General features: G+C 53.4%; 23 protein-coding genes. 8 read left to right on the top strand and 15 right to left on the bottom strand.

The features are described 5' to 3' along the window. Positions 1-40: 40 nt before the first annotated feature. From KGP17_RS06585 to KGP17_RS06565, 5 genes are all read right to left on the bottom strand, one after another. Entirely contained in the window at positions 41-1,267 is a 1,227-nt protein-coding gene (locus KGP17_RS06585) for an MFS transporter (protein ID WP_059200055.1), read from the bottom strand. A 43-nt stretch (positions 1,268-1,310) separates the two neighbouring features. Continuing rightward, positions 1,311-2,213 carry a carbamate kinase gene (locus KGP17_RS06580; protein ID WP_021805424.1) on the bottom strand — a complete coding sequence of 301 codons (903 nt, stop codon included), beginning with the start codon at positions 2,211-2,213 and terminating at the stop codon, positions 1,311-1,313. A gap of 70 nt (positions 2,214-2,283) precedes the next feature. Continuing rightward, positions 2,284-3,102, bottom strand: a complete 819-nt coding sequence (locus KGP17_RS06575) for a DUF2877 domain-containing protein (RefSeq protein ID WP_223499059.1) — start codon at positions 3,100-3,102, stop codon at positions 2,284-2,286. Positions 3,103-3,145: 43 nt separating this feature from the next. Continuing rightward, entirely contained in the window at positions 3,146-4,411 is a 1,266-nt protein-coding gene (locus KGP17_RS06570; RefSeq protein ID WP_223499058.1) for a DUF1116 domain-containing protein, read from the bottom strand. Between the two features lie 9 nt (positions 4,412-4,420). Then, a complete protein-coding gene (locus KGP17_RS06565; RefSeq protein ID WP_166734380.1) occupies positions 4,421-6,088 on the bottom strand; it encodes an acyl-CoA synthetase FdrA in 1,668 nt (555 codons plus the stop codon). 364 nt (positions 6,089-6,452) lie between these two features. On the opposite strand from KGP17_RS06565, the gene allD reads away from it, so the two are divergent. The 4 genes from allD to allE all read left to right on the top strand — a co-directional run bounded on the left by allD (position 6,453) and on the right by allE (position 10,974). After that, the gene (allD, locus tag KGP17_RS06560; protein WP_021805428.1) at positions 6,453-7,502 is read left to right on the top strand and encodes an ureidoglycolate dehydrogenase; all 1,050 of its coding nucleotides are present in this window, start codon (positions 6,453-6,455) and stop codon (positions 7,500-7,502) included. Positions 7,503-7,622: 120 nt separating this feature from the next. Next, positions 7,623-8,870 carry an allantoate deiminase gene (allC, locus tag KGP17_RS06555; protein ID WP_021805429.1) on the top strand — a complete coding sequence of 416 codons (1,248 nt, stop codon included), beginning with the start codon at positions 7,623-7,625 and terminating at the stop codon, positions 8,868-8,870. Next, entirely contained in the window at positions 8,867-10,144 is a 1,278-nt protein-coding gene (locus tag KGP17_RS06550; RefSeq protein ID WP_059200049.1) for an MFS transporter, read from the top strand. The genes allC and KGP17_RS06550 overlap by 4 nt, the downstream gene beginning before the upstream one ends. A gap of 44 nt (positions 10,145-10,188) precedes the next feature. Continuing rightward, on the top strand, positions 10,189-10,974 hold the full coding sequence (gene allE, locus KGP17_RS06545; protein ID WP_021180083.1) for a (S)-ureidoglycine aminohydrolase: 786 nt from the start codon (positions 10,189-10,191) through the stop codon (positions 10,972-10,974). Positions 10,975-11,241: 267 nt separating this feature from the next. Here the strand turns inward: allE and KGP17_RS06540 are convergent, their stop codons facing one another. The 9 genes from KGP17_RS06540 to KGP17_RS06500 form a co-directional block, all read right to left on the bottom strand. Then, positions 11,242-12,588, bottom strand: a complete 1,347-nt coding sequence (locus KGP17_RS06540; protein ID WP_094981170.1) for an MFS transporter — start codon at positions 12,586-12,588, stop codon at positions 11,242-11,244. 131 nt (positions 12,589-12,719) lie between these two features. Continuing rightward, positions 12,720-14,027: a uracil/xanthine transporter gene (locus KGP17_RS06535; RefSeq protein ID WP_059200047.1), complete on the bottom strand. Its 1,308-nt coding sequence runs from the start codon at positions 14,025-14,027 to the stop codon at positions 12,720-12,722. A 71-nt stretch (positions 14,028-14,098) separates the two neighbouring features. Next, entirely contained in the window at positions 14,099-15,460 is a 1,362-nt protein-coding gene (gene allB / locus KGP17_RS06530; protein WP_223499057.1) for an allantoinase AllB, read from the bottom strand. A gap of 74 nt (positions 15,461-15,534) precedes the next feature. Continuing rightward, positions 15,535-16,989 carry a putative allantoin permease gene (locus tag KGP17_RS06525; protein WP_223499056.1) on the bottom strand — a complete coding sequence of 485 codons (1,455 nt, stop codon included), beginning with the start codon at positions 16,987-16,989 and terminating at the stop codon, positions 15,535-15,537. Between the two features lie 205 nt (positions 16,990-17,194). Then, positions 17,195-18,076 (bottom strand): 2-hydroxy-3-oxopropionate reductase, encoded by an 882-nt coding sequence (glxR, locus tag KGP17_RS06520; protein ID WP_021180090.1) that lies wholly within the window; start codon positions 18,074-18,076, stop codon positions 17,195-17,197. A 10-nt stretch (positions 18,077-18,086) separates the two neighbouring features. Continuing rightward, a complete protein-coding gene (gene hyi, locus KGP17_RS06515; RefSeq protein WP_071682986.1) occupies positions 18,087-18,866 on the bottom strand; it encodes a hydroxypyruvate isomerase in 780 nt (259 codons plus the stop codon). Between the two features lie 11 nt (positions 18,867-18,877). Then, positions 18,878-20,659 carry a glyoxylate carboligase gene (gene gcl, locus KGP17_RS06510; RefSeq protein WP_115158685.1) on the bottom strand — a complete coding sequence of 594 codons (1,782 nt, stop codon included), beginning with the start codon at positions 20,657-20,659 and terminating at the stop codon, positions 18,878-18,880. Positions 20,660-20,793: 134 nt separating this feature from the next. Then, positions 20,794-21,609 carry an HTH-type transcriptional repressor AllR gene (allR, locus tag KGP17_RS06505; RefSeq protein WP_021805438.1) on the bottom strand — a complete coding sequence of 272 codons (816 nt, stop codon included), beginning with the start codon at positions 21,607-21,609 and terminating at the stop codon, positions 20,794-20,796. A 68-nt stretch (positions 21,610-21,677) separates the two neighbouring features. Further along, entirely contained in the window at positions 21,678-22,169 is a 492-nt protein-coding gene (locus tag KGP17_RS06500; RefSeq protein ID WP_209528403.1) for an ureidoglycolate lyase, read from the bottom strand. 352 nt (positions 22,170-22,521) lie between these two features. Here KGP17_RS06500 and allS point away from each other — a divergent pair, with 352 nt between their 5' ends. The 3 genes from allS (at position 22,522) to KGP17_RS06485 (ending at position 24,995) form a co-directional block, all read left to right on the top strand. Continuing rightward, positions 22,522-23,445, top strand: a complete 924-nt coding sequence (gene allS, locus KGP17_RS06495; RefSeq protein ID WP_209528400.1) for an HTH-type transcriptional activator AllS — start codon at positions 22,522-22,524, stop codon at positions 23,443-23,445. Between the two features lie 183 nt (positions 23,446-23,628). Continuing rightward, positions 23,629-24,534, top strand: a complete 906-nt coding sequence (locus KGP17_RS06490; protein WP_021180096.1) for an SPFH domain-containing protein — start codon at positions 23,629-23,631, stop codon at positions 24,532-24,534. A gap of 2 nt (positions 24,535-24,536) precedes the next feature. Further along, positions 24,537-24,995, top strand: coding sequence for an NfeD family protein (locus tag KGP17_RS06485; protein WP_021180097.1), 459 nt, complete (start codon positions 24,537-24,539; stop codon positions 24,993-24,995). Here the strand turns inward: KGP17_RS06485 and cueR are convergent. After that, the gene (gene cueR / locus KGP17_RS06480) at positions 24,992-25,393 is read right to left on the bottom strand and encodes a Cu(I)-responsive transcriptional regulator (RefSeq protein ID WP_209528395.1); all 402 of its coding nucleotides are present in this window, start codon (positions 25,391-25,393) and stop codon (positions 24,992-24,994) included. The genes KGP17_RS06485 and cueR overlap by 4 nt on opposite strands. A 395-nt stretch (positions 25,394-25,788) precedes the next feature. On the opposite strand from cueR, the gene KGP17_RS06475 reads away from it, so the two are divergent. Beyond that, positions 25,789-26,352 carry a DUF1440 domain-containing protein gene (locus KGP17_RS06475; protein ID WP_021805442.1) on the top strand — a complete coding sequence of 188 codons (564 nt, stop codon included), beginning with the start codon at positions 25,789-25,791 and terminating at the stop codon, positions 26,350-26,352. The last annotated feature ends 116 nt before the right edge of the window (positions 26,353-26,468 follow it).

Below are 26,468 nucleotides of genomic sequence, written 5' to 3'. Positions count from 1 at the left end.
AACATGGGCGCAGCCGCACGGTTGCGCCCCGCATGAAACATCAAGCCTCCTGCGCCGGTTTCCCCTCTTTGACAAACAGCATGGCGATAAAACCCACCACCGTGATCATCGCGGCAAAGTAGAACCCCGCATTCAGCGTCCCCGTGCTGTCGGCAATAAAGCCGGTCACGTAAGGCGCAAAGATCGACGCCGCCATACCAAAGAAGTTATACAGCCCGAAAGCGGTGCTGAGCGCGGCACGCGGTGCGTTGTCTGCCACCAGTGCGATCAGTACCGGGTTGAGGCTGATTTTGCCGATAAACCCATACAGCACCAATACGCCAATCAACGCCGCTTCACTGGTGGAATAGACGATGCCGAAGATCGCCAGCAGTGAGAAAGGCAGCATAAACAGCACCACCGGTTTTCTGCGGCCCAGCTTGTCGGAGATATAGCTGCAAATCAGCGTCCCCAGTACCGAGATCCACGGTACGATGGAGGCGATGCTGGCGGCGTGCACAATATCCATGCCGCGTTCTTTTTGCAGGTAATACGGCAGCCAGGTAATGATCACGAAGAAGCCGTAGATCGAGCAAAAGATGGTGATATAGGCCATCAGCAGGTTACGGTTTTTAAACAGATCCAGGAAACTGAATTCGCTCTTTGTTGCTGTAGCGGCTGGGGTATCGCCCGCACTTTGCGGCGCTTTTTCCCGAATGAAAAACAGCATCAGCAGCGCCACAATCAATACCGGAACCGCCATCGCCAGGAACGGCATCTTCCACGAAGTATGAAAATGCTCGATCATAAAGCTGGAAAGGTAATACCCCAGCGCGATACCAAACGACATCCCACTGCCGATCACCGCACTGCCCAAGGTGATCCATTTCTTGGGGATGGCCTCGGAAGAAAGCGCATACTGCGGGCCATAATAGACGCCTTGCGAAGCGCCGGTCAGCATCCACAGCACGATAAAAATCAGAAAGTTGGATGAGATGCTGACGGCAGCGATAAACAGCGCAAACAGCATAAAGCCGCTAACCAGAATGCGTTTTCTGCCCAAGCGGTCGCCCAATAGTCCGGCAGGCACCTGTAAAAGGGTGTAGGTCAGAAAGAACAGGCTGCTGATTAAGCCCAGATGGCTTTTTGACAGCCCGAACTCGGTTTGGATCTGCGGCATGATGGGGCTAAGTACCGAACGCCCGGCATAGATAACCACCCAGCCGAGGAAGAAGATCACGACGGTTTTAATCCAATAGGGCACTCGCTCTGTTTTTATAGTTTGCATATTCATTTTCCCTTGGTTGATGGGCCGCTAGGCCCACCCAGTATTACGGCGTAATTAATGTCCCCGCGGTGCCTGCCAGTACCGACTCGATATCTTGCAGAGCACCGATATGTGCCACCTTGCCGCTACGCTGTACAAAGCGGCTGACCGCCATGATTTTTGGCCCCATCGAACCATCGGCTACCGCCATCGGGGCCAGCTCTTGGGTGGTGGCCGAGCGAATGGCTTTTTGCTGCGGCGTGCCCCAGTGCTGATACACCGCATCCGCATCGGTGAGGATCACCAGGTGATCGGCATCCAGGGCTTCGGCCAGTAATGCAGAGGCCAGATCCTTGTCGATCACCGCTTCGCTACCGATCATTCCCTGTGCGCTGGCCACCATCGGAACGCCGCCACCGCCGTTGCAAATCACGATGTGGTTTTTCGCCAACAGCAGATTGATCGCTTCAATATCGACGATCTTTTTCGGTTCAGGGGAAGGCACCACCCGGCGCAGGTATTTCCCATCCAGCTTCATGCTCCAGCCATACTTTTGTTCCAGCTCGGCTTGCTGCTGTGGCTCATAAACCGGCCCGATAAATTTGCTGGGTTCCCGATACGCCGGATCTTCGCTGTCTACCAAGACGCGAGTCAGCAACGTGGACACCGGCTGAGCAGGATGGAACGCCCCTAGCTGCTGGGCCAGCATATAGCCGATCATGCCCTGGCTTTCCGCCACCAGAATATCGAGCGGATAAGGAGGAACATCGCGATAGGCCAGGTTTTGCAGCGCCAGCAACCCTACCTGCGGGCCGTTACCGTGCACGATGGCGATGCGGTATTTCTTGGCCAGCTTGCCAATGGCATCGGCAATTAACGCAATGCTCTGGTACTGATTCTCTGCAGATAACACCGCGCCACGCTTTAACAGGGCGTTGCCCCCCAAGGCAATAACTAACGTTTCCATTCGGATATCCATTTTTTAAGTAATAACAGCCCATACCGAACGACACTTGGTATGGTTTTGCGCTGATGAATTAATAAAGACGATTGATAACCATGACGCCCAGTAAAACGCCCAATAGCGTATCCGCACCGGAAAAATGGCCGGTTGCCAACATGTCGTTGATGGCTGCGGGTAATTCTTGGGGCCTGAGTAAGGCATGTGCCAGAAGTTGTACCGGGGTGGAGAAGATCCCCTGCTCGGCAAACTGCAAATAGTGGACGCTGACCAGGGTGGTCAGCTGGTTTAAAGGTTGGCTGGCGGCAAAAAAGGACGGCAACCTTGCGACATCCACGCGGATATCGAGATGAGCCGCCAGCAACATGCCCAGCACCGTGTCATCATTGCTTGGCGTCAAGCCAGGGCCTTTGCCAAGCACGAGGCTCCAGTCTACTTTCTGCCCCAACAACCAGGCGGTAAAGTGCTGCTGTAGCTCGCGAATTTCCAGGCAATGCGGCTGTTCAACCAGGCTATCCAAGCGACCAAACAGACCGGTCTGGGCATCAACATCGGCCAGCGCGGTAGCCAATGGCGGCAACGCAATTTCTCCGCTCACCTTCAGGCAGAGATCCAAACACCTCCCCTGGCGGTAGATGGCAATGTCCTCAAGCTCAATCCCCGTCGCTGAAAGCTGGCAATGCTGGGCTGCAGGCAGGCTGTCAAAGATTTCATCGAAGTCGTCGTCGCCAATTTCCCAGCCCATCGGGCTAAGCCCACGTCCTTCACGGTGCAGCGTCAGTAACCGATCGTTGGGCGAGAGAAAGTTGATGGCATTGTTAAAACGCCCCACGCAGCGTAACGGACCGTAATCTTGCGTGGCATAGCGGCTGATGGCTAACGCGGTGATGTCCATAACTTGCTCCCTAGCCCGGAGTTACCTCCGGGCGAACCGGTTGTTACGCGCTGATGCCCAGCTTTTCTGCCAGCGCTTCGATGGCTTTTTCAAAGCAGCCTAATGGAGCACGCACGGTACCGGCACCAATCTGCCCAACCCCGGCTTCACGGTGTGCAATCCCGGTGTTGATCAACGGCGTGATACCGGTTTCCACCACCCGACGGGCATCCAGACCCAAGCAGGCGCCTTGGAAGTCCCAGGTTGGGATTTGCAGCATCATGTTGCGTTCCAGGTAAATCTCGGCCATCTCTTCGGAGATATCGGTCGCGGCACTCATGCCACCGGCAGCACCGACAAAGCGGGTCACGCCTGGTGCAGCGACCATGGCCGCGCCGCCAATGCCGAAGGTCTCGGTAATGGCGCTATCGCCAATATCCGGGTTGGCGTCGGCCTGGCTATAGCCGGAGAAGAACAGGCCTTCCGGCGTATTGACCGGCGCGGTAAACCATTGGTCGCCCATGCCGCTGATCTTGATGCCAAAGTTTTTGCCGTTACGGGTCATCACCGTCACGATGGTGCCTTGTTTAATCTCGGCCCCGGCATCCATGGCCGCCTTGCAATAGGCCATCGCCAGGTTGAGGAAGAACTGATCGGTGATGCTGAGGAATTGCATGACCTTGGCCAGTTCAACGTTGTCCCGCTCAAGCAGGCTGATTTTCGGGGCCAGCAAACGCATCAGCAGCGCCGACGCTGCGATATTACGCTGGTGGAACTCGTCCCCCATGGTGATGGCCTGAGCCATGACGGCGGTGAGGTCAATCCCCTCATCGAAGGTGGCCAGCACTTCTTTCAGTACCGGTGCCAGTGAGTCACGCATCCAGCGCAGGCGCGCCTGCACGTCTGGCCCATAGGCACCAAAGCGCATCACCTTACCGATCCCTTCGTTCAGGTTGCAGTAGGCATGGTTGCCATGAACGGTGTTTTTCACCACCACCAGCGGCATATGCGCCGAGGTGATCCCCCCCATCGGGCCAACGGCACTGACGTTATGGCAAGGGATAAACTCAATCTCGCCGTTCTCCAGCAGCGCCAGCGCCTGTTGCTCGCTGTCAGCCCACTGCTCAAACAGGCAGGCCCCAATGCAGGCACCGCGTACCGGGCCGCTCATTTCCGCCCAGGTGACCGGCGGCCCGGCATGCAGCAGTTTTCTCCCCTGTGCCAACTGCGGGATCAGGTTTTTCGCTAAATCAACATCCTGCCAATGTGGGCGGGCTTCACGGATCCTGGCGATAACGGCAGCGTTTGCTTGTTCAATAGTTGCGGTCATATCAATCCCTTACTTTAAATTTTTCAGTATGTTAGCCAATCGTTGATTACCACCGGCCACCGGAGCCCATTGGTAATGCACCACTGAAATTTCGTTGGTTTGCAGATCGTCGGCAAAGCTACGCAAGCCTGCATTGATCACGGAAACACCGGCCAGCATGGCGGGTGCGGGTTCGTTAGTACCCTGCGCTGGAGGGGCGATTAACTGGCAGGCCAGCGCTACCGCTTCAGGCAACGAATTCATCACGGCAATGCCCGCCTCGTTGAGCGTGGCAATCTGTTTGGAGCGCTGCTGGGGATCTTGTTCGGTGCCTGTCACCGTGGCGATAACTGCCAGCGGATGGGCCGTACCACGCTGTTCGCGTACGCGTTTGACTTCGGTAGCCAAAGAATCTGCGGGATCTTCCTGGGCGCCATAGCCAATCACCACATCCAGCAGCAACACGCCAATCTGCGGCTGCTGAGCAAGGCGAGCGATTTCCTGATTACGGGTAGACGGGTCGATCATCGGGTGCGGTTTACCCTGGGTGTAGAAATCGTCCCCCATATCGATAATGCGGTGCCCGTCGGCGTTGAGCATTGAGCCATGCTGATGCTTGCTGTCGGCCTCCACGCCCAACCGATCGGCCAGCAACATGGCGCATTCCGCCGCCAGCGTGCCACCGGCATACAGACCGGAGATTTTGCCACCGCATACCGCAGGTTGCTGTGCGGCCATTTGCTGCACGTTTGCCAACATCGCTGCCAGGCGGGCGGCTTCATCCAACGTCGCGGCAAAGGTGATGTTATCTTCCTGCTTCAGTGCGTTCTTGGCACCAAGGAACAACGCGATAACCGGCTTGCCAAGGGTCTTCATCTCATTGATAACCCGTTGACGTACCGCTTCGGCCGGGGGCTTGGAGACAAACGCCAACACCTGGCTTTGCGGATCGGCCGCCAACATACGCAGTGCGCTGATAGCGCTGATGCCACCGATTTCGGCGGTTAAATCACGCCCACCCAAGCCAATGGCATGAGAGACACCCTGCCCGGCCAGGGTAATTTGTGAGGTCAGCTCCTGGATACCCGTTCCCGAAGCGCCAATGATGCCGATCATGCCTTTAGGAGCGACGTTGGCAAAGGCCAGCGGTGCCCCGGCAATATTGGCCGTGCCGCAGTCTGGCCCCATCACGATCAGGCCCTTGTCACGCGCCTTGGTTTTTAGCGCCACTTCCTGCTCAACGCTGACGTTGTCGGAAAACATCATCACGTTGCAGCCATCGTCCAGTGCCTGATCGGCCAGTTGCGCGGCATATTCCCCGGCAATGGAGATCAGCACCATATTGGCATCCGGCAGCTTCTGCCGCGCCATGCGCCAACTGCGTGCCTTGAGCAGGCGTTTACCCCCCTGCTGCCCCTGGGCGATGGCTTTCAACGCCAGGTCTAACGCTTCACCGATTTGTGCGGTGATGCTGTCATCGGCAGATTCCGCCTTGATCGCCACGCAAATATCATTGGGAGTCGCTTCACTAAATTGCGGATGCCAGAAGCCGGTCGCTTCAAGTAAGGATTTATTGGCCGGCGTCCCCATCATGACCGATATTTCTTCGACGTTGGGTGATTCACTGAGCTTACGGGAAATTAGCATCAGGCTGACGGAATCCTGAAAGCTCCCTTTTTTTATAAAAGCATGGATCATAGTGATATCCTTAAAACAGCATGTGAACTTCGCAATGGGCGTTCTCAGATATTTTTAGTCACCTAGTTATTTCAAACCCCATATTCTTATTGGCCAAGCTACAAATAAAACCCGTTGACGAAGGTGAGTCTCATCACACTTTGCCCATTGTTAGAAAAAATCATCAAGTCCGGCGGGGATTAATTGAATTCAATCGTCAGAAAGACGGCGCTTTGTTAAAAATAATCTAACAATGGTAATGCCATTCAACGAAAATTTAAGCCAATAAAATAATAGCCGTCTGGATCACATTATTACAGCCCCAGGTTTATACAGTAGGCGTTAGAGATAGTTTAAATAAACCGTAGTAATGAAAGGACTGTCTATGAAAGTCTCTAAGCAGCAACTGCATCAACTGATTCAAAATAAAATTCATTCTGCAGGCCTAAGCCAGGAACACGCCGGGATTGTCGCGGACGTTTTGGTCCATGCGGATGCGCGCGGGATCCATTCCCACGGCGCGGTGAGGGTAGAATATTATTCTGAACGCATCAGCAAAGGCGGCACCAATAACAACCCGCATTTCACCTTTGAAAAAACCGGCCCTTGCAGCGCAGTTTTTGATGGCGACAACGGTGCCGGGCACGTCGCGGCCAAACTGAGTATGGATCGCGCCATCGAAATGGCGAAAGAGAACGGCGTAGCGGTGGTAGGCGTTCGCCGCATCGGCCACAGTGGTGCGCTGTCTTACTTTGTGCAACAGGCCGCCCATGCGGGCATGATTGGCATCTCAGTGTGTCAGTCGGATCCGATGGTCGTCCCTTATGGCGGCGCAGAGGTCTATTACGGCACCAATCCCATCGCTTTCTCGGCACCGGCCGAAGGCGACGACATCATGACCTTCGATATGGCCACCACGGTTCAGGCCTGGGGCAAGGTGCTGGACGCCCGCTCACGCAACGTGCCAATCCCGGATACCTGGGCGGTAGATAGCGAAGGCAATAACACCACCGATCCTTTCGCCGTCAGCGGGCTGTTGCCTATCGCCGGGCCAAAAGGTTACGGCCTGATGATGATGGTCGATATTCTATCCGGCGTGTTGCTTGGCCTGCCGTTCGGTAAACACGTCAGCTCGATGTATCACGATTTAAGCGCAGGCCGGGAGTTGGGCCAGCTGCATATCGTACTCAACCCAAGCTATTTCACCAATGAAGTGACCTTCCGCAAACATATCAGCCAGGTAATGAGAGAACTGAACGAAATCAAACCGGCACCTGGCGTGAAACAAGTGCTCTATCCTGGCCAGGGTAGCCATATGCGTGAAATAGAAAATGAAAAGAATGGCATCGATATTGTTGACGACATTTATCAATATCTGATTTCTGACGATATTTACCAGCGTTCCTACGACCATAAAGATCCGTTTGCCAGTTAATCGTCAGATTAATTAAATCAGGCGGAGAAAAGCTATTTTCACCGCCATTTTCCTTATCAACCCTCCCGACAAAGCTGAATTGGCGCATGTCTCAGGGACGTTACAAGCAGGCAGATAAATATGAAGAATTTCCAACAAGAAATTAGTGAAACTTCTGGCTGGTTATCCAAGATCGGGGCAGATCCCAGCGGTGGCATGACGCGCTTGCTGTATACCCCTGAGTGGGTGGAAGCCCAACGGGCGCTGAAGCAGGCTTTTGAAACCGCCGGTCTGACAACCTCTTTTGATGCCGTCGGCAATTTATCCGGCCGCCTGCAGGGCAGCAAATATCCCGATCAGGTGATCCTTTCTGGCTCGCATATCGATACGGTCGTCAACGGCGGCAACCTTGATGGTCAGTTTGGTATCGAAGCCGCCTATCTGGCGATCAAACATCTGAAAGAGACTTACGGCGCTCCGTTGCGCACGCTGGAAGTCATCTCGCTGGCCGAGGAGGAAGGCAGCCGTTTCCCTTACGTTTTCTGGGGCAGTAAAAACATTATCGGCTCCGCTCGTCCGGAAGAAGTCAAAAGCATCTGTGATGCCAAAGGCGTGAATTTCGTTGACGCCATGCATAGCGCAGGCTTTGACTTCCGCCCGCAAGACCAGCCGCTGCGCAAAGATATCGCCGCCTTCGTTGAACTGCATATCGAGCAGGGCAAAGTGTTGGAGACCGAAGGTAAAACCATTGGTGTGGTCACCAGTATCGTCGGCCAGCGCCGCTACGATATCAAACTCAAGGGCGAGGCCAACCACGCAGGCACCACGCCGATGGGCTACCGTAAGGACACCGTTTATGCCTTCAGCCGGATCTGCTGCGAATCCATCGCCAAGGCCAAAGCGGAAGGCGACCCGCTGGTGCTGACCTTTGGCAAGGTCGAGCCCAAGCCTAACACCGTCAACGTCGTGCCTGGTTTCACTCATTTCACCCTGGATTGCCGCCACACCGACAAAGCGACGCTGCTGCGTTTTACCCAAGAAATCGAAGCCGATATACAGCGTATCTGTGCCGAAATGGGCATTGAGGTCGAGATCGACCTGTGGATGGATGAAACGCCGATCCCAATGGACAAACAGCTGCTGGCCTGCGTCAGCCATCTGTGTGAAAGCCATAAGATGAACTACCGCATGATCCACAGCGGTGCAGGTCACGACTCACAGATTTTTGCCCCACACGTGCCGACGGTGATGATGTTTGTGCCAAGCATTGCCGGTATCAGCCATAACCCGGCGGAAAAAACCGAACTGTCCGATCTGGCCGAAGGGGTGAAAATTCTGGCGCATACCTTATATCAACTGGCCTATACCGAGCAGGGAGCCCGCCTATGAGCAACAGCAAAACCGCCTCCAACACCGGGTTTGATCCGCTGTACTGGAAAAAAATCGTGGTGGTCCTGTGCCTGGGCTGGGCGGTGATCTGGATTTACCGCACGGTGCTGACACCGATCTTCCCTGAGATCCAGGCGACCATCGGCTCGCATTCCAACGCCGAGATGGGCCTGATCGCCAGCTTCTACTTCTTTGCCTATACCGGGATGCAGATCCCGGCCGGGATCCTGGTGGATAAGTTCGGCAAAAAGGTGGTGCTGATCCCAGGCTTTTGCCTGTTCATCATCGCTACCTTGCTGATCGGCAACGCCACCAGCCTGACTATGATCTACGCCGGTAGCCTGCTGGCCGGCATGGGCTGTGGCTCTTACTATGGCTCGGCTTACTCGCTGTCATCAGAAAACATTCCGTTGGAACGCCGTGGTTTAGCCACCGCCATTATCAACAGCGGTTCTGCGCTGGGGATGGCCATTGGCCTGATCGCCTCCAGCCTGCTGGTGAAAAGCATGGGGATGGACTGGCAAATCATGCTGTTTATCATCACCGGCCTGCTGGTGGTAATGACGGTGGTGTTCTTCCTGGTGATCAAGGGGGGCTCCTACACCGCTTCTCTGGCCGCCAGCCCGGCGGCCTCTGCGGCCACGCCAGTGGAAGAGACCGAAGAAGCCAGCGGGTTGTTCAGCCTGCGGATGATTTCCGCCTACGTGATGTATTTCGCCACCTGCTATGGCTACTACATGATCGTGACCTGGCTACCTTCCTTCCTGCAACAGGAACGGGGGTTCGAAGGCGTGGCCATCGGCTTCTCTGCCGCACTGGTGGCCTTTGCCTCCGTGCCCGGGGCGCTGTTCTTCAGCCGTATGTCTGACCGTTTCCGCGCCAAGAAAGTGCAGTTGATCATCTTCTTGCAAATCTGTGCCGCCGTGACGCTGGTCTGCACCGTGATCTCACCGGACTCCACTACCCTGCTGGTCAGCCTGATCCTTTACGGACTGCTCGGCAAGCTGGCGGTGGATCCGATCATGATCTCCTTCGTGGCAGATAACGCTCCGAAGAAAGGCTACGGCACCAGCTTTGGCGTGTTTAACTTTTTCGGCATGTCCTCTTCGGTGATTGCTCCATTCCTCACCGGGGTGATCTCCGACAGCACCGGCTCCAAGGTGATGGGCTTCTATATCTCGGCCGCCATCCTGCTGATCGGCACCGTGATCTTCTTTACCGTCAACGTATTGATGAAACAGAAAAACAATCGCCAAACGGCGGCACAAGCATAATTTTTGTTGTAGGGCTGCGGCCCTGACTAATCAGGAGAATTAACGTGGGTTATATCAATAATCAGATTGGCTATCCAAAAGATATCCTGGCTTCGCGCTCCATTATCAAACGCGACAACTATGCCGTGATCCCACCCGATGGCCTGGTGCGTAACATCATTCCTGGCTTCGAGAATTGCGACGTCACCATTCTTGCCACCCCGAAACTGGGCGCCACTTTTGTCGATTATCTGGTGACGCTGCATGATGGCGGCCGTAACCAGCAAGGCTTTGGCGGTGAGAATATTGAAACCTTGGTCTACGTTATCGAAGGTAACATCACCGCGTCAGCCGACAGCACCGATTATCCACTCACCACCGGCGGCTATCTGTATTGTCCTGCTGGTGTGATGCTGCGCCTGGAGAATACCAACGGCGGCAAGCCAAGCCAGCTGTTCCTCTACAAGCGAGTCTACAACCGCATCAAGGGCTATGAAGCCCATGTGGTGAGCAACAACGTCAACAAGCTGGAAAAAATTCACTATGAAGGGATGAGCGATGTGATCCTGCAAGATCTGCTGCCTAAGGATCTGGGGTTCGATATGAACATCCACATTCTTTCCTTCAAACCAGGTGCCAGCCATGGCTACATCGAGACCCACGTGCAGGAACATGGGGCATATATTCTCAGCGGTGCTGGGGTGTATAACCTGGATAACGAGTGGATCCCGGTCAAGAAAGGGGATTACATCTTTATGGCTGCCTACGTTCCGCAAGCCGGTTATGCGGTGGGCCAGGAAGAGTTTAGCTATATCTACTCGAAAGACTGCAACCGCGACGTCGATTTCTAACCCCGCTTCAAGGCCACGTTGAGTTTCGCGTGGCCTATTTGATTGAAACAGAGTCTTATTGTTCATTCAGCAATCAATCTTCCCAACACCGGGTCACCTATTATTCTCCCCACTTTTAATATCACCACCATAAACATTATCCTCTTCACCATTAGGCAATAAAAAAACCATACCCATCTGCCAATGAAATAGATCACCACATAGGCAGAGAGAGCATGGTTTTTTATCAATCGGAGCGACTATCAGTAACCGATATTCTATCGGCTATTATTTATTAACCAGTTTTGCCGGAACGCTATAGGTCAGTATTGCCCCCAGTATCATCATACTGGATAGCACACACATCGCGACCAGATTACTTTCCGTAGTATTTTTAAAGTAACCAATAATATAAGGAGAAATAAAGCCCCCTATATTGGCAATCGAGTTAATTAACGCTATCCCAGCGGCAGCGCAGGTACCGGTAAAGATAGCATTTGGCAAACTCCAGAACAGGGGCGAAGGCACCAGGCTGGAGGCGACGGCAATACATAATGCCACCATTACGATGACTTTATTATCTGGGAACAGGCCGATAAAGATCAGCGAAACCGCAGCTATACAGAAAGGAACAATAATGTGCCAACGCCTTTCTCGATGTTTGTCAGAGCTGCGCGCAGCCATTAGCATAGCGACAACGGCCAGCATATACGGCAGCATGGTCAGCAAACCGATATCCAACACCGAGCTTACCCCCGTATCACGGATCATGGTTGGCACCCAGAAGGCCAAGCCCCCTTGCCCCATCACCGTGCAGAAACAGATCAACCACATTTTAGTGAAGGCAGAAGACTTCAACATGGTCTTCATTGTCCACTCCTGCGCTGCGCCATCGGCACCTATCTTTTTCGATGTTCCCTGCACCATATCTTGGGTGATCATCTCTTTTTCTTGTGGACTGAGCCACTTAGCACTCTGATAGGTATTATCCAGGAAGAAGAAAATGACGACCGCAATCAGTAATGCACGCGGCCCACTGATAAAGAATAACCATTGCCAACCGGACAGCTCAAACATGCCATTCATGTTTTCAATAATCCAACCGCAAAGTGGCCCACCAATGATGTTACTTACCGGTATCCCGCAAACAAACAACGCCGTCATTTTTGCCCGCTGGCTTGAAGGGAACCACAGTGTCAGATAGAGGATCACCCCCGGATAAAAGCCGGCTTCGGCTAACCCCAGCAGGAATCGTGCCAGATAAAACTGTGTGGGATTGGTAATAAAAATACTCAGCATTGAGATCGTGCCCCATACCAACATCAACAGGGCAATGACCTTCCGCGCACCATACTTACTCAGTAAGATATTACTGGGTACACCGGCGATAATATAACCAATAAAAAATACGCCGGCACCGAGGCCATAAACCGCCTCCGCCATCGACACATTACCTTGCAGAATATCCGGCATCATTTGGAACTTTGAAAATGATATCCCCACGCGATCAAGATAACCGACGATATAGCTAATCAGTAATATCGGCATAATTCGCCAGGCTATTTTACGGTAGAGTTTAGCCTTGTCGGGACTGGCCAGAATAGCTTGATCAATCGCAGCATTATTGGTCGCCATATCGGATCTCCTTGGTTGGCATCCTGCTATTTCAGATTTTATTTCAGTATCATTGGATTAACTCGCCCTGGTTATTAAAGACAGGGCGGTGGGAATTTAAACAATATTGATTAATTGCTGTATTATAAATGCTAACGTGGTTTTACCTTATCCCACGGAATACTATTCTCAACCAACACCGCCAGCAGCACACCAACCAACAGGCCATTGCTGAATAGCGGCCTGATGGTGATCGGTACCCCCTGCCAGAAGGAGGAAGGCATACTCATCAGGAATACGCCCAAAAACAGCGGTAGCGCCAGCCGATAAATGTTGCGGCTATTCAATTCGATCTTGTTGATAAACAGCACCGAGGAGAACAGCAGAGGCAGATAAGAGGCCAACATAACGGCACTGCTGACCGTGAGCGGAATACTGCAGAAAAATTGCGCTAGCGGCGTCAACATCCCCACCAACAGGAATACCACGCTGCCAATAATAAACGAGCGCTGGCTGCTGTCTTGTGTCTGGGTCAGCAGGCCAATGGAAGAGACAAAAGGCGAGAAAGGCACCACGCCTAGTGGAGCAGCCAGGCAAGTCAGTCCGCCTGAAACCATAAAGCTACGCCGGAACAGGCTTCTGCCCGCCGGGCCGTCCGCATAAAAAATATCGGTGCCGCGAATGGCGGCAAAGTTATTCGACACGTTGACCAAACCGGTCAGGACGGCGCTGATCACAATTCCCCCATGTAATTCCTGCGGCCACCCGAGTGGGAACAGCACCCAATCGCTGCCCGTGATAGGCGTTCCGGTGGGTGCAAACCACCAGCTGTAAACGCCCCAGCCAACCAGGGTGCCGATTAACAGCGCATATTTGCCGATCGCCCGCGGTAAAAAGGCAATAATGGCGATAATCAGCAGCAACACCGTCAACGCCCAGTAAAAGGCCGGGTAGTTAATGGTCACGACGCCGGTATAAACGCCAAAAGGTAACCCCAGCATCCCTTTCATAAAGATGGTGATTAACTGCGCCCCCAGCAAAAACATAAACGTAGCCATCACCGCCGGACGGAACAGGCGTGCCAGGTGAAACCCCAAGCCGCTAACCCCAATCAGGATGGTCAAAATGCCAGAGATCAGGATCCCCACCGCAAGGCTGCCACCAATTTCTGGCAGCGGCGTGCCGTTGGCCGCTTCCGCCAGGGTCAGAGTTAAAATGGTCACCCACCATAACCCCGTTGGCCCTTCCATAATGGCTCGCCGATGGCCCAAAAACACCTGCGCCAGGCAGGCCAGCGCCGTTGAGATAAAGGTATATTGGGTAATACAAAAGGTCACGCCGGCGGAGAGGTTGAATGCCGATTGCAGGGTCGGCGGGATCACCACCGTATTGCAGAAAATGAAAAAGAACCACTGCAGGCCCGATAACCAACTGCTACGACTGGCACATAACCCGTTCATGGGTGCTTCCTTCATATCCAATATCTCATCATTCATGCGCCCGCCCGGTGACGGGCGCTGATTAACATCTGTTATTGCTGATGTTTAAGCACAAATTTACCGATCGGACGAACGCCAAAGCCCGCCTTGATATCGTAAATCACTTCGCCACGCAGGAGGGTTTTGGCCACCCGGGCGTTGATTTTCCGCCCCACATACGGGCTGACCTTATGGCGATACTCGAGATCGCCGCTAGCCAGTACGTAGCTACTGTTGGGTTGAATGAACACCAGATCGGCATCTTTCCCTACAGCAATGCGCCCCTTATGCTTCAAACCAAAAATATCGGCGGCGTTGGTCGCCATCAATTTGGCAAACACCGGCAGTGACATGCCCCTTTTCTGCACCGCTTCATCGAACATGATATCGACGCAGTTTTGTATCCCGGCGATCCCGCCCCAGGCCTGCATGATATTGCCCGCTTTCATATCCGGTGGGCATGGCGAGTGGTCAGACACCAGGCAGTCTATCTCACCGTTAAACAGCTTATCCCACAGCCCTTTTTGGTTCTGCGCATCGCGGATCGGCGGTGAACACTTGGCCAGGGTGCCAATTTCCTCAAACTGGTCGGTATCCAGCACGAAGTAGTGCGGGCAGGACTCACAGGTGACCTGTTGCCCTTCCAGACGAGCGCGAGTCACTTCTGCCACCCCTTCCGGGCTACTGACGTGGCAAATATGCAAGCGGCAACCCGCGACCTTGGCCAGATACAGCACCCGGCGGATCGCTTCAACTTCGGTAAATACCGGGCGAGAGGCAACATAATCGTGTGCCGTTACGCGTCCTTCCGCCTTGGCCTCTTCCCCCAACGCATCGCAAATCAGGGCGTTTTCGGCGTGTACCGCCACCAACTGATCCAGCTTGGCCAAGGTCTGCAAACCTTTGAAGTATTCAAAGTCGTTCACGTCGCGGAAGTCATTGCTGACGCTGCGATCGCCACAGGTCGCTACAAAGCATTTATAGGCCACCACGCCAATCTCATCGAGTTCATGTAGCCGATCCAGGTTGTAGGAAACCAGGCCACCAAACTGGGCCGCATCGATGGTGAGCTTGCCTTCTGCGGCCGAGAACTTCATTTCTATCGAGGCTCTGTCTACCGTGGCTGGCAACTGGTTGAGCGGCATTTCGACCATGGTGGTGATACCGCCCTTGGCCGCAGCTCGCGTACCGGTTTCATACCCTTCCCAATGGGTACGGCCCGGTTCGGACATATGCGCATGGGCGTCGATCATGCCCGGTGCCACCACCATTCCGCTGGCATCAATCTCCGTTTTAGCGCCGGTAAGACCATTGCCGACGGCAGCAATCTTGCCCTCTTTAACCGCAATATCGGTAATGATGGCATCATGTTCTAAAACAACCTTACCGTTCTTGATAATTAAATCATATGACATAATCATGCTCCTTCGTGAAATTAAAGTATCATATTATTACGCTTAGGGTTATTGACTTCTTTCTCATATTCACTTCAGGTATATTCTTGCCGATTAACTACTGTTCTACTTTTGAGTAGCGCATATAAACAGAATGCGCTGATAACGCCAACAAACCAGGAAACCCGTGATAAAGGTTCGAGTATCTCAATGAACTTACCGCCCAACGACAGCAACACGGCAAACAGCGTTACAATAAACGCCACGCTGTTAAAGCCGTTATCGTAGTATTTATAATTACCGGGTTCGATATATAAGGTGTCTAGATCGATCTCGCTGCGCATCACGATGAAATAATGCGCCATCATCACACCAATCACCGGCCCTAAAATTCCGCCGATCACATCCAGGAACAGGTAAATACTTTCCTGATTCTCCATCAGTTTCCACGGGCAGATAATCAGGCTGATGATGCTGGCAATCACCACGCCATTTTTGTAGGTGAGTTTTTTCGGTGCGATGGCGGCAATCTGGTAGCCCGCAGGAATGATGTTACCGGTCGCGTTGGTTGAGATGGTCGTCATCAGGATCACCAGCACCGCAAACACCGAGGCGAAAATACTGTCCCATTTCTGCACGATATCCAGCACGTTCCAGGTATCAACCCCGTAATGAATACTGGCCCCGGCCAGGATACAGACGCTGGCGACGGCAAATAATAGATATCCCACAACCAGACCCAGCGTTTGCCCCCAAGCCTGCTGGCGGAAGCTGCTGGCATTCTGGGTAAAGTCCGAGGCGCTGACCGCCGGAGCGGCCCATACCGCCACCACCGCATTGATCACCACCAGGAACATGAAGCCGCCGTTGTTAGTCGTTATAGCATTGGCTGGAACATAGGCGATGATGTTGTCCAGGCCAGCGATGGAGATAGCCCAAATGGCCATGCCGCCAAACACCACGTAGATGCAGGGGTTGAGGATCGCGGTAAACTTGTTAAGAATGCTGCCACCACCCAGGCCGATAGCCACGTTCACCGCCCAGAAAATCAGGAAGGCAATCAGCCCAGGCAGGCCGATCCCCAACAGGTTGAAATCCCCACCCAAGGTCAGAAACTGTGGCCACAGTTTGCCAATCAGGATCAGGAAGGCCAGCGAGCCTGCGTAACACTGCAAGCCAAACCACATGATGGCGGCCACGCAGCCTCTGAGGATCCCTGGAAACAACGCGCCACGCACGCCATAAGAGGCACGTAGGATCATGGCAAAAGGAATACCGTATTTCGAACCGGCAACGCCGTTCATCACCATCACAAAGGCAATAATAAAGGCGCTGAGAATAATGGCGGCCATAATGCTTAAGGTGGAAAGCCCAAGAATAAAGAAGCCCCCGACGGCCACATAGTTGGGAACGTTATGTACCGAACCCATCCACAAGGTAAAATAGTTAATTCCCTTCCAGGTTTTTTTATCCGCTTCTTTGGGTAATAGATCCTCATGATAGCCGCGCCGTTGGTAAATCTCTCTCTGCTTATTGCTAATAGATTCCATGACAGGTCCTTCTTATATTATATAAGAAAATAGCGTAGGTAATTTTTTGCTTATTATCACTACAACAAACCGATGTTCTAATCTTTATATTAGTCAAATACCAATACGGCCAAGACAGACAGGAATATAACCATTAAACAAATATACGGTAACCAGAATTCAAGTTGCAGGCGGAAGGCACCTGCAACTTGTTAAGCCTTACTCTTTAGCCAGCCACTTTATGGTTAGCCATAATTTCCAACGCCTGTACCAACGCGGAATGGTCCAGATCTTTGGCCCCATTGGCCGCACAGAGATTGAACAGTTCCTGGCAAGTGGCGGTATTTGGCAAACTGAGCGCCAACGACTTCGCACCCTGTAGCGCCAGATTGAGATCCTTTTGATGCAGGGAGATACGGAAGCCCGGCTCAAAGGTCCGTTTAATCATCCGCTCACCGTGCACTTCCAGAATGCGCGATGAGGCAAAGCCGCCCATCAGCGCTTCACGGACCCGTGCCGGATCGGCACCCGCTTTGGCAGCAAATATCAGCGCTTCGGATACCGCTTCGATCGTCAGGGCCACAATAATCTGGTTGGCGACCTTGCAGGTCTGGCCGTCGCCATTGCCGCCGACCAGCGTAATGTTTTTCCCCATCAGGGCCAGCAACGGTTTTACCCGCCCAAATACGCCTTCGTCACCGCCGACCATAATGGTCAAGCTGCCCTGCTTGGCCCCGACTTCACCACCGGAGACCGGCGCATCCAGGTAATCGGCGCCCAGTTGGTTGATACGTTTGGCAAACTCCTTGGTCTCCAGCGGCGAGATAGAACTCATATCCACCAGGATCTTGTTTTTGAGCGGCGCTTCGGCACAGCCATTGGCCGCAAATAACACCTCTTCCACCTGAGGCGTATCGGGCACCATAATGAAAATGACGTCAGCCTGCTCGGCCACCTGCTTGGGAGTAGCACAGGCGATGGCCCCTTTTTCCACCAGCTCCGGCGGAACCTGATGCAAGGTGTTGGCATACAGCTGATGGCCGCCTGCGATCAGCTTATCCGCCATTGGCGTGCCCATGATCCCTAAACCAATAAAGCCTACTTTCATGATGTGTCCCTCAATGTTGATATTGCTTAATCCATGACAGGCCGGCAGCGGTCGTTGTCGCAGGTTTGTATTCGCAGCCAATCCAACCGCGATAGCCCATCTTGTCCAGCGCGCGGAACAGATAGTCGTAATTGATTTCCCCGGTGCCTGGCTCATGGCGCCCCGGATTATCGGCAACCTGGATATGCGCGATTTTCTGTAACAGCGTTTCCATGGTTTGGGCCAGTTCGCCCTCCATGCGCTGCATGTGATAGATATCGTATTGAATAAACAGGTTAGGGCTCGCGACCCAATCCATCAGCTCCAACGCCTGACGAGTGGTTTGCAGATAGAAGGCGGGCATATCGTATTTATTGATCGGTTCAATCAACAGACGAATATTCGCCTTGGCCAACTCCCTTGCCGCATAGCTCAGGTTAGCGACCACAATCTCATCGGTCTTATGTTTGGCGACGGACTTATCCGGGTTACCGATCAGGCAGTTGATCTGCGCACAGCCCAGCGCACGGGCATATTCCACCGCCAGACCTACGCCATCACGAAACTCGGACTCGCGCCCTGGCAGGCAAGCGATACCCCGCTCACCCGCAGCCCAATCCCCGGCTGGCAGGTTTTGTAATACCTGCGTGAGTTGATTCTCTTCCAGAGCGCCCCTCAACGCCTGCACGGAATAATCGTAGGGAAACATATATTCAATCGCCGTGAATCCCTGCTCTTTGGCACAACGAAAACGCTGCATAAAATCGACTTCGTTAAACAACATCGATAAGTTGGCTGAAAACTTCGGCATGAGCCTGCTCCTTACTGATAGTTGAAGTAGCTGACCGAGGTCGGCGCATCTTCTGGCGACTCGGCAACGGGTTCGAATTCATTGACGTTGTCCAGCTCGGTCCCCATCGAGATGTTGGTGACCCGCTCGAGGATAATCTCCACCACCACCGGAACCTGATGCAGACGCATCAACTCTTGCGCCTGTTGGAAGGCCGGAGCGATATCCTCAGGCTTAACAACGCGGATTGCTTTACATCCCAACCCTTCGACTACCTTGACGTGATCCACACCGTATTCGCCCACTTCCGGGTTGTTGATGTTTTCATAGGACAGTTGGACGCAGTAATCCATATCAAAACCGCGCTGCGACTGGCGGATCAGCCCCAGATAGGCGTTATTGACCACCACGTGGATGTACGGCAGCTTGAACTGCGCGCCAACGGCCAACTCTTCGATCATGAACTGGAAGTCGTAGTCACCCGACAGCGCAATCACTTTGCGCTGCGGATCGGCGGCACACACGCCCAAAGCAGAAGGAAGAGTCCAACCTAATGGGCCCGCCTGCCCGGCATTAATCCAATGGCGTGGTTTGAACACGTGCAGCATCTGTGCCGCCGCGATCTGCGAAAGCCCGATAGTGGTGACGTAGCAAGCATCACGCCCGAACGCCCGGTTCATCTCTTCGTAAACGCGCTGAGGTTTGATTGGCACGTTATCGAAATGCGTTTTACGCAGCAGAGTTTGTTTGCGCTGGAGGCAGGTTTCCACCCACTGTGAGCGATCTGGCAGCGTCCCTTGATCCGCACGTTCACGAGCTCTTGCCACTAACATTTGCAGGGCGATTTTGGCATCGGAAACAATGCCCAGATCCGGGCAGATCACGCGGCCAAGCTGGGTTGGTTCGATATCGATGTGGATCACCTTACGCCCGGCGGTGTATTTATCTACCGAACCGGTATGGCGGTTAGCCCAGCGGTTGCCAATGCCAAACACCAGATCGGAATCCAGCAGGTTGGCGTTACCGTAACGGTGTGAAGTTTGTAACCCGGCCATCCCTGCCATCAACGGGTGATCGTCCGGGATACAGCCCCAGCCCATCAGCGTTGGGATCACCGGTACGTTGCAGGTCTCCGCCAGCTCTTGCAGCAGGTCGGCCGCGTCCGCGTTGAAGATCCCGCCACCGGCAATGAACAAGGGTTTGCTTGCGGCACACAGCATGTCCAGGGCTTTGTCGATCTGCGCTTCAGTGGCCGCCGGTTTGTAAGCCCCCAGCGAGGAATAGGTTTCCGGATCAAACTCAATCTCGGCCATCTGTACGTCATAAGGCAAATCGATCAGCACCGGGCCTGGGCGGCCAGAGCGCATTAAATGGAATGCCTGCTGCAGCACGCGGGGCACCAGCGCCGGCTCCATGACCGTCACCGCCATTTTGGTGACCGGCTTGGCGATCGATTCAATATCTACCGCCTGAAAATCTTCCTTATGCAAACGTGCCCGGGGAGCCTGGCCGGTGATGCACAAAATGGGAATGGAATCGGCAGAGGCGGAGTAAAGCGCGGTGATCATGTCCGTTCCCGCAGGCCCCGAAGTCCCGAGACACACCCCGATATTGCCGGCTTTGGCTCTGGTGTAACCTTCCGCCATATGGGAAGCGCCTTCAACATGACGCGCCAGATAGTGTTTGATGCCGCCGTGTTGACGCATCGCGTTATAGAAAGGGTTGATCGCCGCGCCAGGCACGCCGAATGCGGTATTCACGCCTTCCTTTGCCAACACGTACATTGCCGCATCTACTGCTCGCATAATTGCCATCTCAACGTTCTCCTAAATTTTGGAAAAATTTTCCAAACTTAAAATAAGTTCAAAAAAACCCGTTCAGGTAATAAACGGGGAGGTAACCTCATCCTGCAGCCGCGATCGCGGCTACAGGTTTTGCTTTAAACGTGCTATTTCTTGCTGCGCGACTCGCCTAGCGCGGTACTGATGTCGTTGGCTACGTCACGCACCAACTCCCCCAGTTCCTTGAAACGATCGCTGCTAACGCGCGAACTAGGCCCTGAAATAGAGATGGCCGCAATGACGTTGTTGTTACGGTCAAAGATCGCCGAAGCCAGGCAATTCAGGCCAAGAGCGTGCTCTTCAGCATCAACGGTATAGCCCTGCGCCTGCGATTGCGCTAAATCCTTACGTAATAGATTTACGCTGGTCAGGGTCTTCGGGGTAAACGAGTGCAGCCCCGAACGTACAAACAAATCCAGCATCTCCTCTTCCGCCAGCGGATACAGCAGTGCTTTCCCTGCCCCAGATGCGTGCAGCGGTAAGCGGCTGCCAAGTGGCGCGCACATCCGCACCATGGCCTGGCACTCACATTGACGGATCAGCACGGCGTCAAAGTTATTCCTGATGGCCAGATTGGCGGTTTCCCCTGATAGCAACATCAGCCGCCGCATGTAAGGGCCCGCCACCGAAACCACGTCCCGGTCATTCATATAAGCCGCACCGACGGTAAACGACTGGATGCCAATATGCCACCAGCCAAGCTGGGGATCCTGAAAAACGAATTCCGATTTCTCTAATACTTTCAATAATCTGAAAGTCGTTGATAGCGGTAACTCCAACTTCTCGGATAGCACGGAAACGGACGAACTTCCTCCGGCATTGGCCAGAAACTGCAGGATCTCCAACCCACGATCCAACGCCTGCGCGCCTTTCGTCGCCCCTGCTTCTGTCGTTGGTCTTCCCTTTCTGCGTACTTCGTTCATTCAGGCTTTCCTTATTTAGCTCAAGGTTTCTCCGCTATAATAAACAGCCTGTGCGCTTGGGGACAGCGCTATCCAAGCACAACCCGGTAAGTCTCTGGCAATGCTTTGACGATACAGTTGTCGGCACCGCCACGATCGACCGTGAAAAAGTCTGTGATCGCGCCATAAGCAAACAGCGGATGGTGCCAAACATTGCGGTGATAATTCACCCCTTGCTTACCGTTGGTGATAAAGGCGCGCAAAGTATGTAACGGAATTTCATCCCCTTCCCCGGCTTCAGCAACAATCACCACAAAGCGTTCTCCCTTCATCGGCATAAAAGCCTGCGAGGACAACGGGTGTTTCTCCAACACGGAGAACTCCAACGGCAGATCGCAAGGCTCAGATCGGTTGATGCTGACCAGCACCCGATGGTCATCGGCGACCTCCACCTTGGCAAGGTCATGATATCGTTCTGTTTTCCCACCATTAATATGGAAAAAGGGCGCGCCCTCGATCTGCAATACATTCCCATAAGGTGCAAAGGCTTCAGGCGTTAACTCAACGGCAATCAGGTCCATCAGTTTCTCCAGGATCGTTTCAAAAAGGAACATGACTGAATGGGTTCACTCTAGACAGGTCGCCTGAATTTTAAAAGTTAATATTGGAAAAATTTTCCACAACACGATCTGCTGCACATTTTTTGTGCCGAGCAGAAAATATTTAATTAATAATCAAGGCATTAAAAAAAACACCTCCGCGATACAGTTCGTTAACAGAGTTGTCACTTTCAGCGGTATTCAGCAGAGGAAGGGCAATAAAACGTGAGCGAGATCACGGTAAGCGGCTTTATGACTAACCCAAGGCAACTAAGGTAAGTAAATTCTTTTGCAACACTAGGAGAACGATGGCCGCACCGGTTAAGGAATCGATATGCTGGATCACGAAACAATTAGATCGTTTATCAAAGTCGCGGAATGCCAGAGCTTTTCCCGCGCCGCCGAATTACTGCACAAGACCACTGCCACCATCAGTTACCGCATCAAAACGTTGGAAGAAAGCATCGGCACCCAGCTGTTCATCCGCACCACCCGCAGCGTAAACCTGACACCCGCAGGTGAATACCTGCTGGAACGTTGCCGCCAATGGCACAACTGGCTCGACTCCATGCCCGATGAGCTACGCCAGATCAACGACGGCGTGGAGCATCAGGTCAACATCGTAATCAACAACCTGCTGTACAACCCGCTAAGCGTCGCCCGGCTGTTGGCCTACCTGCAACAGCGTTATCCCTTCACGCAGTTTCATATCTCGCGTCAGGTGTATATGGGAGTATGGGATTCGTTGTTACACGGGGATTTTCAGCTGGCCATTGGCACCACCGGCTCTGAATCACTGGCCAATGACGTCAGCGTCTTGAAATTGGGGGGGATCAGTTGGGCTTTTGTGGTCACGCCAGATCATCCGCTCGCGGCCTGCCAGGACACGGCACTGCACGAAGATCGGCTGCGCAGCTACCCGGCAATCAACGTGGAAGATACTTCGCGCAACCTGACCAAACGCGTTGCCTGGCTGCTGCCCGGCCAAAAAGAGATCAAGGTGCCTGATCTGCGCAGTAAACTCGAATGCCACCTGCAGGGGCTGGGCGTCGGGTTCTTGCCGAAAAATCTGTGCCAACCCTATCTGGATAGCGGCCAGTTGATCACCCGTGACGTCGTCAATCAGCGGCAACCGTCACCGCTCTCTCTGGCCTGGCGTAACGACTGTGGTAAAGCCGTGGAAGAAATTGTCACGCTGTTCCAACGACGCGATGAACGCATCACCGGCTTTCTGCAAGGTATTGATTTACCCGTTTAACACGCGATTTTATCGCTTCTGGGCCTGAAGTTACCTAATCGGCAGCAAACCTGATAGAAACGGCGTATTCGCCGTGAGATCCTGAGGTTTTCTGCAAAAAACAGTCTTATCCTGGTGATGTATTAGGCATTCCCTCTGTCACTGGCGTAATATCTAGCAATATGTCTGACAGGAGGTTGTGCCATGTTTACCATTATTCCGATCGTGATCGTTGTCGCGCTGATTATCGTCTTTTCAAGCATCAAAATTGTCCCGCAAGGCTTCCAATGGACGGTAGAGCGCTTCGGCCGTTATACCAAAACGCTGATGCCGGGTTTAAACCTGGTAGTGCCTTTTATGGATCGTATTGGCCGCAAGATCAATATGATGGAGCAGGTGCTGGATATCCCTTCCCAGGAAATTATCTCGCGCGATAACGCCAACGTGTCAATCGATGCCGTTTGCTTTATCCAGGTGGTCGATCCGGCTCGTGCCGCCTATGAGGTCAGTAACCTCGAGCAGGCGATCGTTAACCTGACCATGACCAACTTCCGTACCGTGCTCGGTTCCATGGAGCTCGACGAAATGCTGTCACAGCGCGATAGTATCAACAGCCGCCTGCTGCATATCGTCGATGAGGCCACCAACCCTTGGGGCGTCAAAATTACCCGTATCGAAATCCGTGACGTTCGTCCACCGGCCGAACTGATTGTGGCGATGAACGCCCAGATGAAGGCCGAACGAACCAAACGTGCCGACATTCTGGAAGCGGAAGGGGTACGCCAAGCCGCGATCTTGCGCGCCGAAGGGGATAAGCAATCACAGATCCTGAAAGCCGAAGGCGAGCGCCAGTCGGCGTTCTTGCAGGCAGAAGCGCGTGAACGTGCCGCCGAAGCAGAAGCACGGGCAACCCAACTGGTATCTGACGCGATCGCCACCGGTAATATCCAGGCGATTAACTACTTTGTAGCCCAGAAATACACCGACGCATTGCAGAAGATTGGCTCGGCCAATAACAGCAAAGTGATCATGATGCCGCTGGATGCCAGCAGCCTGCTGGGCTCTATCGGCGGTATTACTGAATTGCTGAAAGACAGCAAAGGTAAGTAATTATGCTGGAACAGATCGCAGCAAACCCACAATGGTTCTGGATCTCGCTAGGCGGGCTGCTGTTGGCCGCGGAAATGCTCGGTGCCAGCGGCTATCTGCTGTGGAGCGGCGTTTCTGCGGTGATTGTCGGGGTGATTATCTGGCTGCTGCCGGAGTTGAGTTGGGAGTGGCAAGGCTCGCTGTTTGCCGTGATGACCATCGCCGTGGCCTATCTATGGTGGTACTGGCTGCGCAAGCGGCCAACGGCAACCAGCGGTTCACCGGTACTCAACCAGCGCAACCGTCAACTGATCGGCACCCGCGCCACGCTGACCGAGGCGATGCATAACGGCCATGGCCGCATCAATATCGCCGACAGCAGTTGGCGCGCGCAAGCCAATGAGGATCTGCCAATCGGCACCGAAGTTGAAGTGGTGGCGGTCGAAGGCACCACCTTGGTGATCCGCGCCATTATCCGCTAGCCTTGGTGGCAGCAGCCTGCCAGATTATTAATGATCGGGCACTCTGCGCCTTCATCGCCAGGGCATTGATCCGCCAGCGCCAGCAGGCGTTGGCGCATTTCCCCCAGTTCGCTGATGTGCTTTTCGATATCGGCGACTTTCTGCAGCGTGCGGGCTTTGACATCGGCACTGTGCCGCGCCGGATCGTTGAACAACGCGACCAGTTCACGGCACTCGTCAAGGTTGAACCCCACCTGGCGAGCCTGGCGCAATAACGTCAGTTCTTCAATATGCCTGGCGCTGTAGCTGCGGTAGCCGTTGTCCGTACGGATCGGGGCGGTCACCAATCCTTTCTCTTCATAAAAACGGATGGCTTTGCTGGTCAAACCGGTTTTTTTGGCAACGTCGCTGATATTCACTTTATCCCCCTTGACCTTACCCTTGCAGGAAGGTCCATGTACCCCACTGCACCCAAGTGACAGTAGTAACTCAATAAATTATAACCCCATTACTCCCCAATTACCCCCTTTTGACCTTCTATCTGTGGACGCAGGGACATGCTAGCAAGAGGATTTAAACTTATCGCATCCGTCCGGATCCCCACGTTTTGATAATATCGTCAACCTCCTGGGAAATAGGGTTGCGGCAACGGGGGCGAAGACACAAGGCAAATACTCACCAAATACAGTCCGTATATCGCCTGACGGGGCTGTACCTGAAAAGATTGTCATATCTCGATGCTTTCAGTAATACGCAGCAACACGCTCGTAACATATAATCAAACCTCATTTTTCCTTTTCACGGACGTGGAGTTATGAACATTTGTAGTAAAGTTAATTTACGTATTTTTTTGTGGGCAACCTTCATCGGTGGCGCGATCAGTTCGCTGGTGAAGTCAGGCTCAGAGGCTAATATGCCGCCGCGCATCGTCGGTGAGGCATCGCCGCCCGCCCTTAACATTGATGCCTGGCTTGGCTGGCTGGGAATTAACTCCCATTCTATGGATTATGTTTATCAGAGCGTAACGATCCCCGGCGCAGTGATGCTTTATCACTGGATGTTCAGCTTCATCTTTGCGGGCCTTTACGTTCTGGTTTCGGCTTATACGCCCAAAATCAGGCTCTGGTATGGTGCGGCTTACGGTATTGTGATCACGCTGGTCATGCACGGTTTCCTCATCCCGGCGCTAGGATTCAGGCATCCCGCCTATCTCTCAGGTGAAACTGGCTGGCTCTGGAACCTGAATGGGTATGAGTTCTGGAGTGAACTGATCGGCCACATTTGCTGGTCAATCTCCATTGAAGTGAGCCTTATCGCTGTGCTGGCGTTGTTTGCCCGACCAATCACGGGGATGTGGTCAGCGAACAACATGAAGTAAAATATTGCTAAGACGCTTAAACCAGCCTTCGGGCTGGTTTTTTTATACCCAAAGAAAACCCCGCAAAATTCGGGCCTGATGTCGGAGCGTGGCCGAGTTGTAGACAGCGTTAATAC

It is taken from the genome of Serratia sp. JSRIV001, from assembly GCF_019968745.1.
Classification (GTDB): Bacteria; Pseudomonadota; Gammaproteobacteria; order Enterobacterales; family Enterobacteriaceae; genus Chania; species Chania fonticola_B.
Note: the sequence above shows the minus strand (reverse complement) of the source record. Positions and strands in the feature narration are given on the sequence as shown.

Excerpts from the sequence above, each read along its gene's own strand:
- KGP17_RS06575 (WP_223499059.1), bottom strand. The coding sequence starts at position 3,102 with ATGGACATCACCGCGTTAGCCATCAGCCGCTATGCCACGCAAGATTAC.
- KGP17_RS06500 (WP_209528403.1), bottom strand. The coding sequence starts at position 22,169 with ATGGACCTGATTGCCGTTGAGTTAACGCCTGAAGCCTTTGCACCTTAT.
- glxR (WP_021180090.1), bottom strand. The coding sequence starts at position 18,076 with ATGAAAGTAGGCTTTATTGGTTTAGGGATCATGGGCACGCCAATGGCG.
- KGP17_RS06535 (WP_059200047.1), bottom strand. The coding sequence starts at position 14,027 with ATGAACGGGTTATGTGCCAGTCGTAGCAGTTGGTTATCGGGCCTGCAG.
- hyi (WP_071682986.1), bottom strand. The coding sequence starts at position 18,866 with ATGCCGAAGTTTTCAGCCAACTTATCGATGTTGTTTAACGAAGTCGAT.
- KGP17_RS06585 (WP_059200055.1), bottom strand. The coding sequence starts at position 1,267 with ATGCAAACTATAAAAACAGAGCGAGTGCCCTATTGGATTAAAACCGTC.
- allR (WP_021805438.1), bottom strand. The coding sequence starts at position 21,609 with ATGAACGAAGTACGCAGAAAGGGAAGACCAACGACAGAAGCAGGGGCG.
- allD (WP_021805428.1), top strand. The coding sequence starts at position 6,453 with ATGAAAGTCTCTAAGCAGCAACTGCATCAACTGATTCAAAATAAAATT.
- KGP17_RS06565 (WP_166734380.1), bottom strand. The coding sequence starts at position 6,088 with ATGATCCATGCTTTTATAAAAAAAGGGAGCTTTCAGGATTCCGTCAGC.
- KGP17_RS06550 (WP_059200049.1), top strand. The coding sequence starts at position 8,867 with ATGAGCAACAGCAAAACCGCCTCCAACACCGGGTTTGATCCGCTGTAC.
- KGP17_RS06475 (WP_021805442.1), top strand. The coding sequence starts at position 25,789 with ATGAACATTTGTAGTAAAGTTAATTTACGTATTTTTTTGTGGGCAACC.
- allB (WP_223499057.1), bottom strand. The coding sequence starts at position 15,460 with ATGTCATATGATTTAATTATCAAGAACGGTAAGGTTGTTTTAGAACAT.
- KGP17_RS06580 (WP_021805424.1), bottom strand. The coding sequence starts at position 2,213 with ATGGAAACGTTAGTTATTGCCTTGGGGGGCAACGCCCTGTTAAAGCGT.
- KGP17_RS06570 (WP_223499058.1), bottom strand. The coding sequence starts at position 4,411 with ATGACCGCAACTATTGAACAAGCAAACGCTGCCGTTATCGCCAGGATC.
- KGP17_RS06490 (WP_021180096.1), top strand. The coding sequence starts at position 23,629 with ATGTTTACCATTATTCCGATCGTGATCGTTGTCGCGCTGATTATCGTC.
- KGP17_RS06525 (WP_223499056.1), bottom strand. The coding sequence starts at position 16,989 with ATGGAATCTATTAGCAATAAGCAGAGAGAGATTTACCAACGGCGCGGC.
- KGP17_RS06485 (WP_021180097.1), top strand. The coding sequence starts at position 24,537 with ATGCTGGAACAGATCGCAGCAAACCCACAATGGTTCTGGATCTCGCTA.
- gcl (WP_115158685.1), bottom strand. The coding sequence starts at position 20,659 with ATGGCAATTATGCGAGCAGTAGATGCGGCAATGTACGTGTTGGCAAAG.
- allC (WP_021805429.1), top strand. The coding sequence starts at position 7,623 with ATGAAGAATTTCCAACAAGAAATTAGTGAAACTTCTGGCTGGTTATCC.
- KGP17_RS06540 (WP_094981170.1), bottom strand. The coding sequence starts at position 12,588 with ATGGCGACCAATAATGCTGCGATTGATCAAGCTATTCTGGCCAGTCCC.
- allS (WP_209528400.1), top strand. The coding sequence starts at position 22,522 with ATGCTGGATCACGAAACAATTAGATCGTTTATCAAAGTCGCGGAATGC.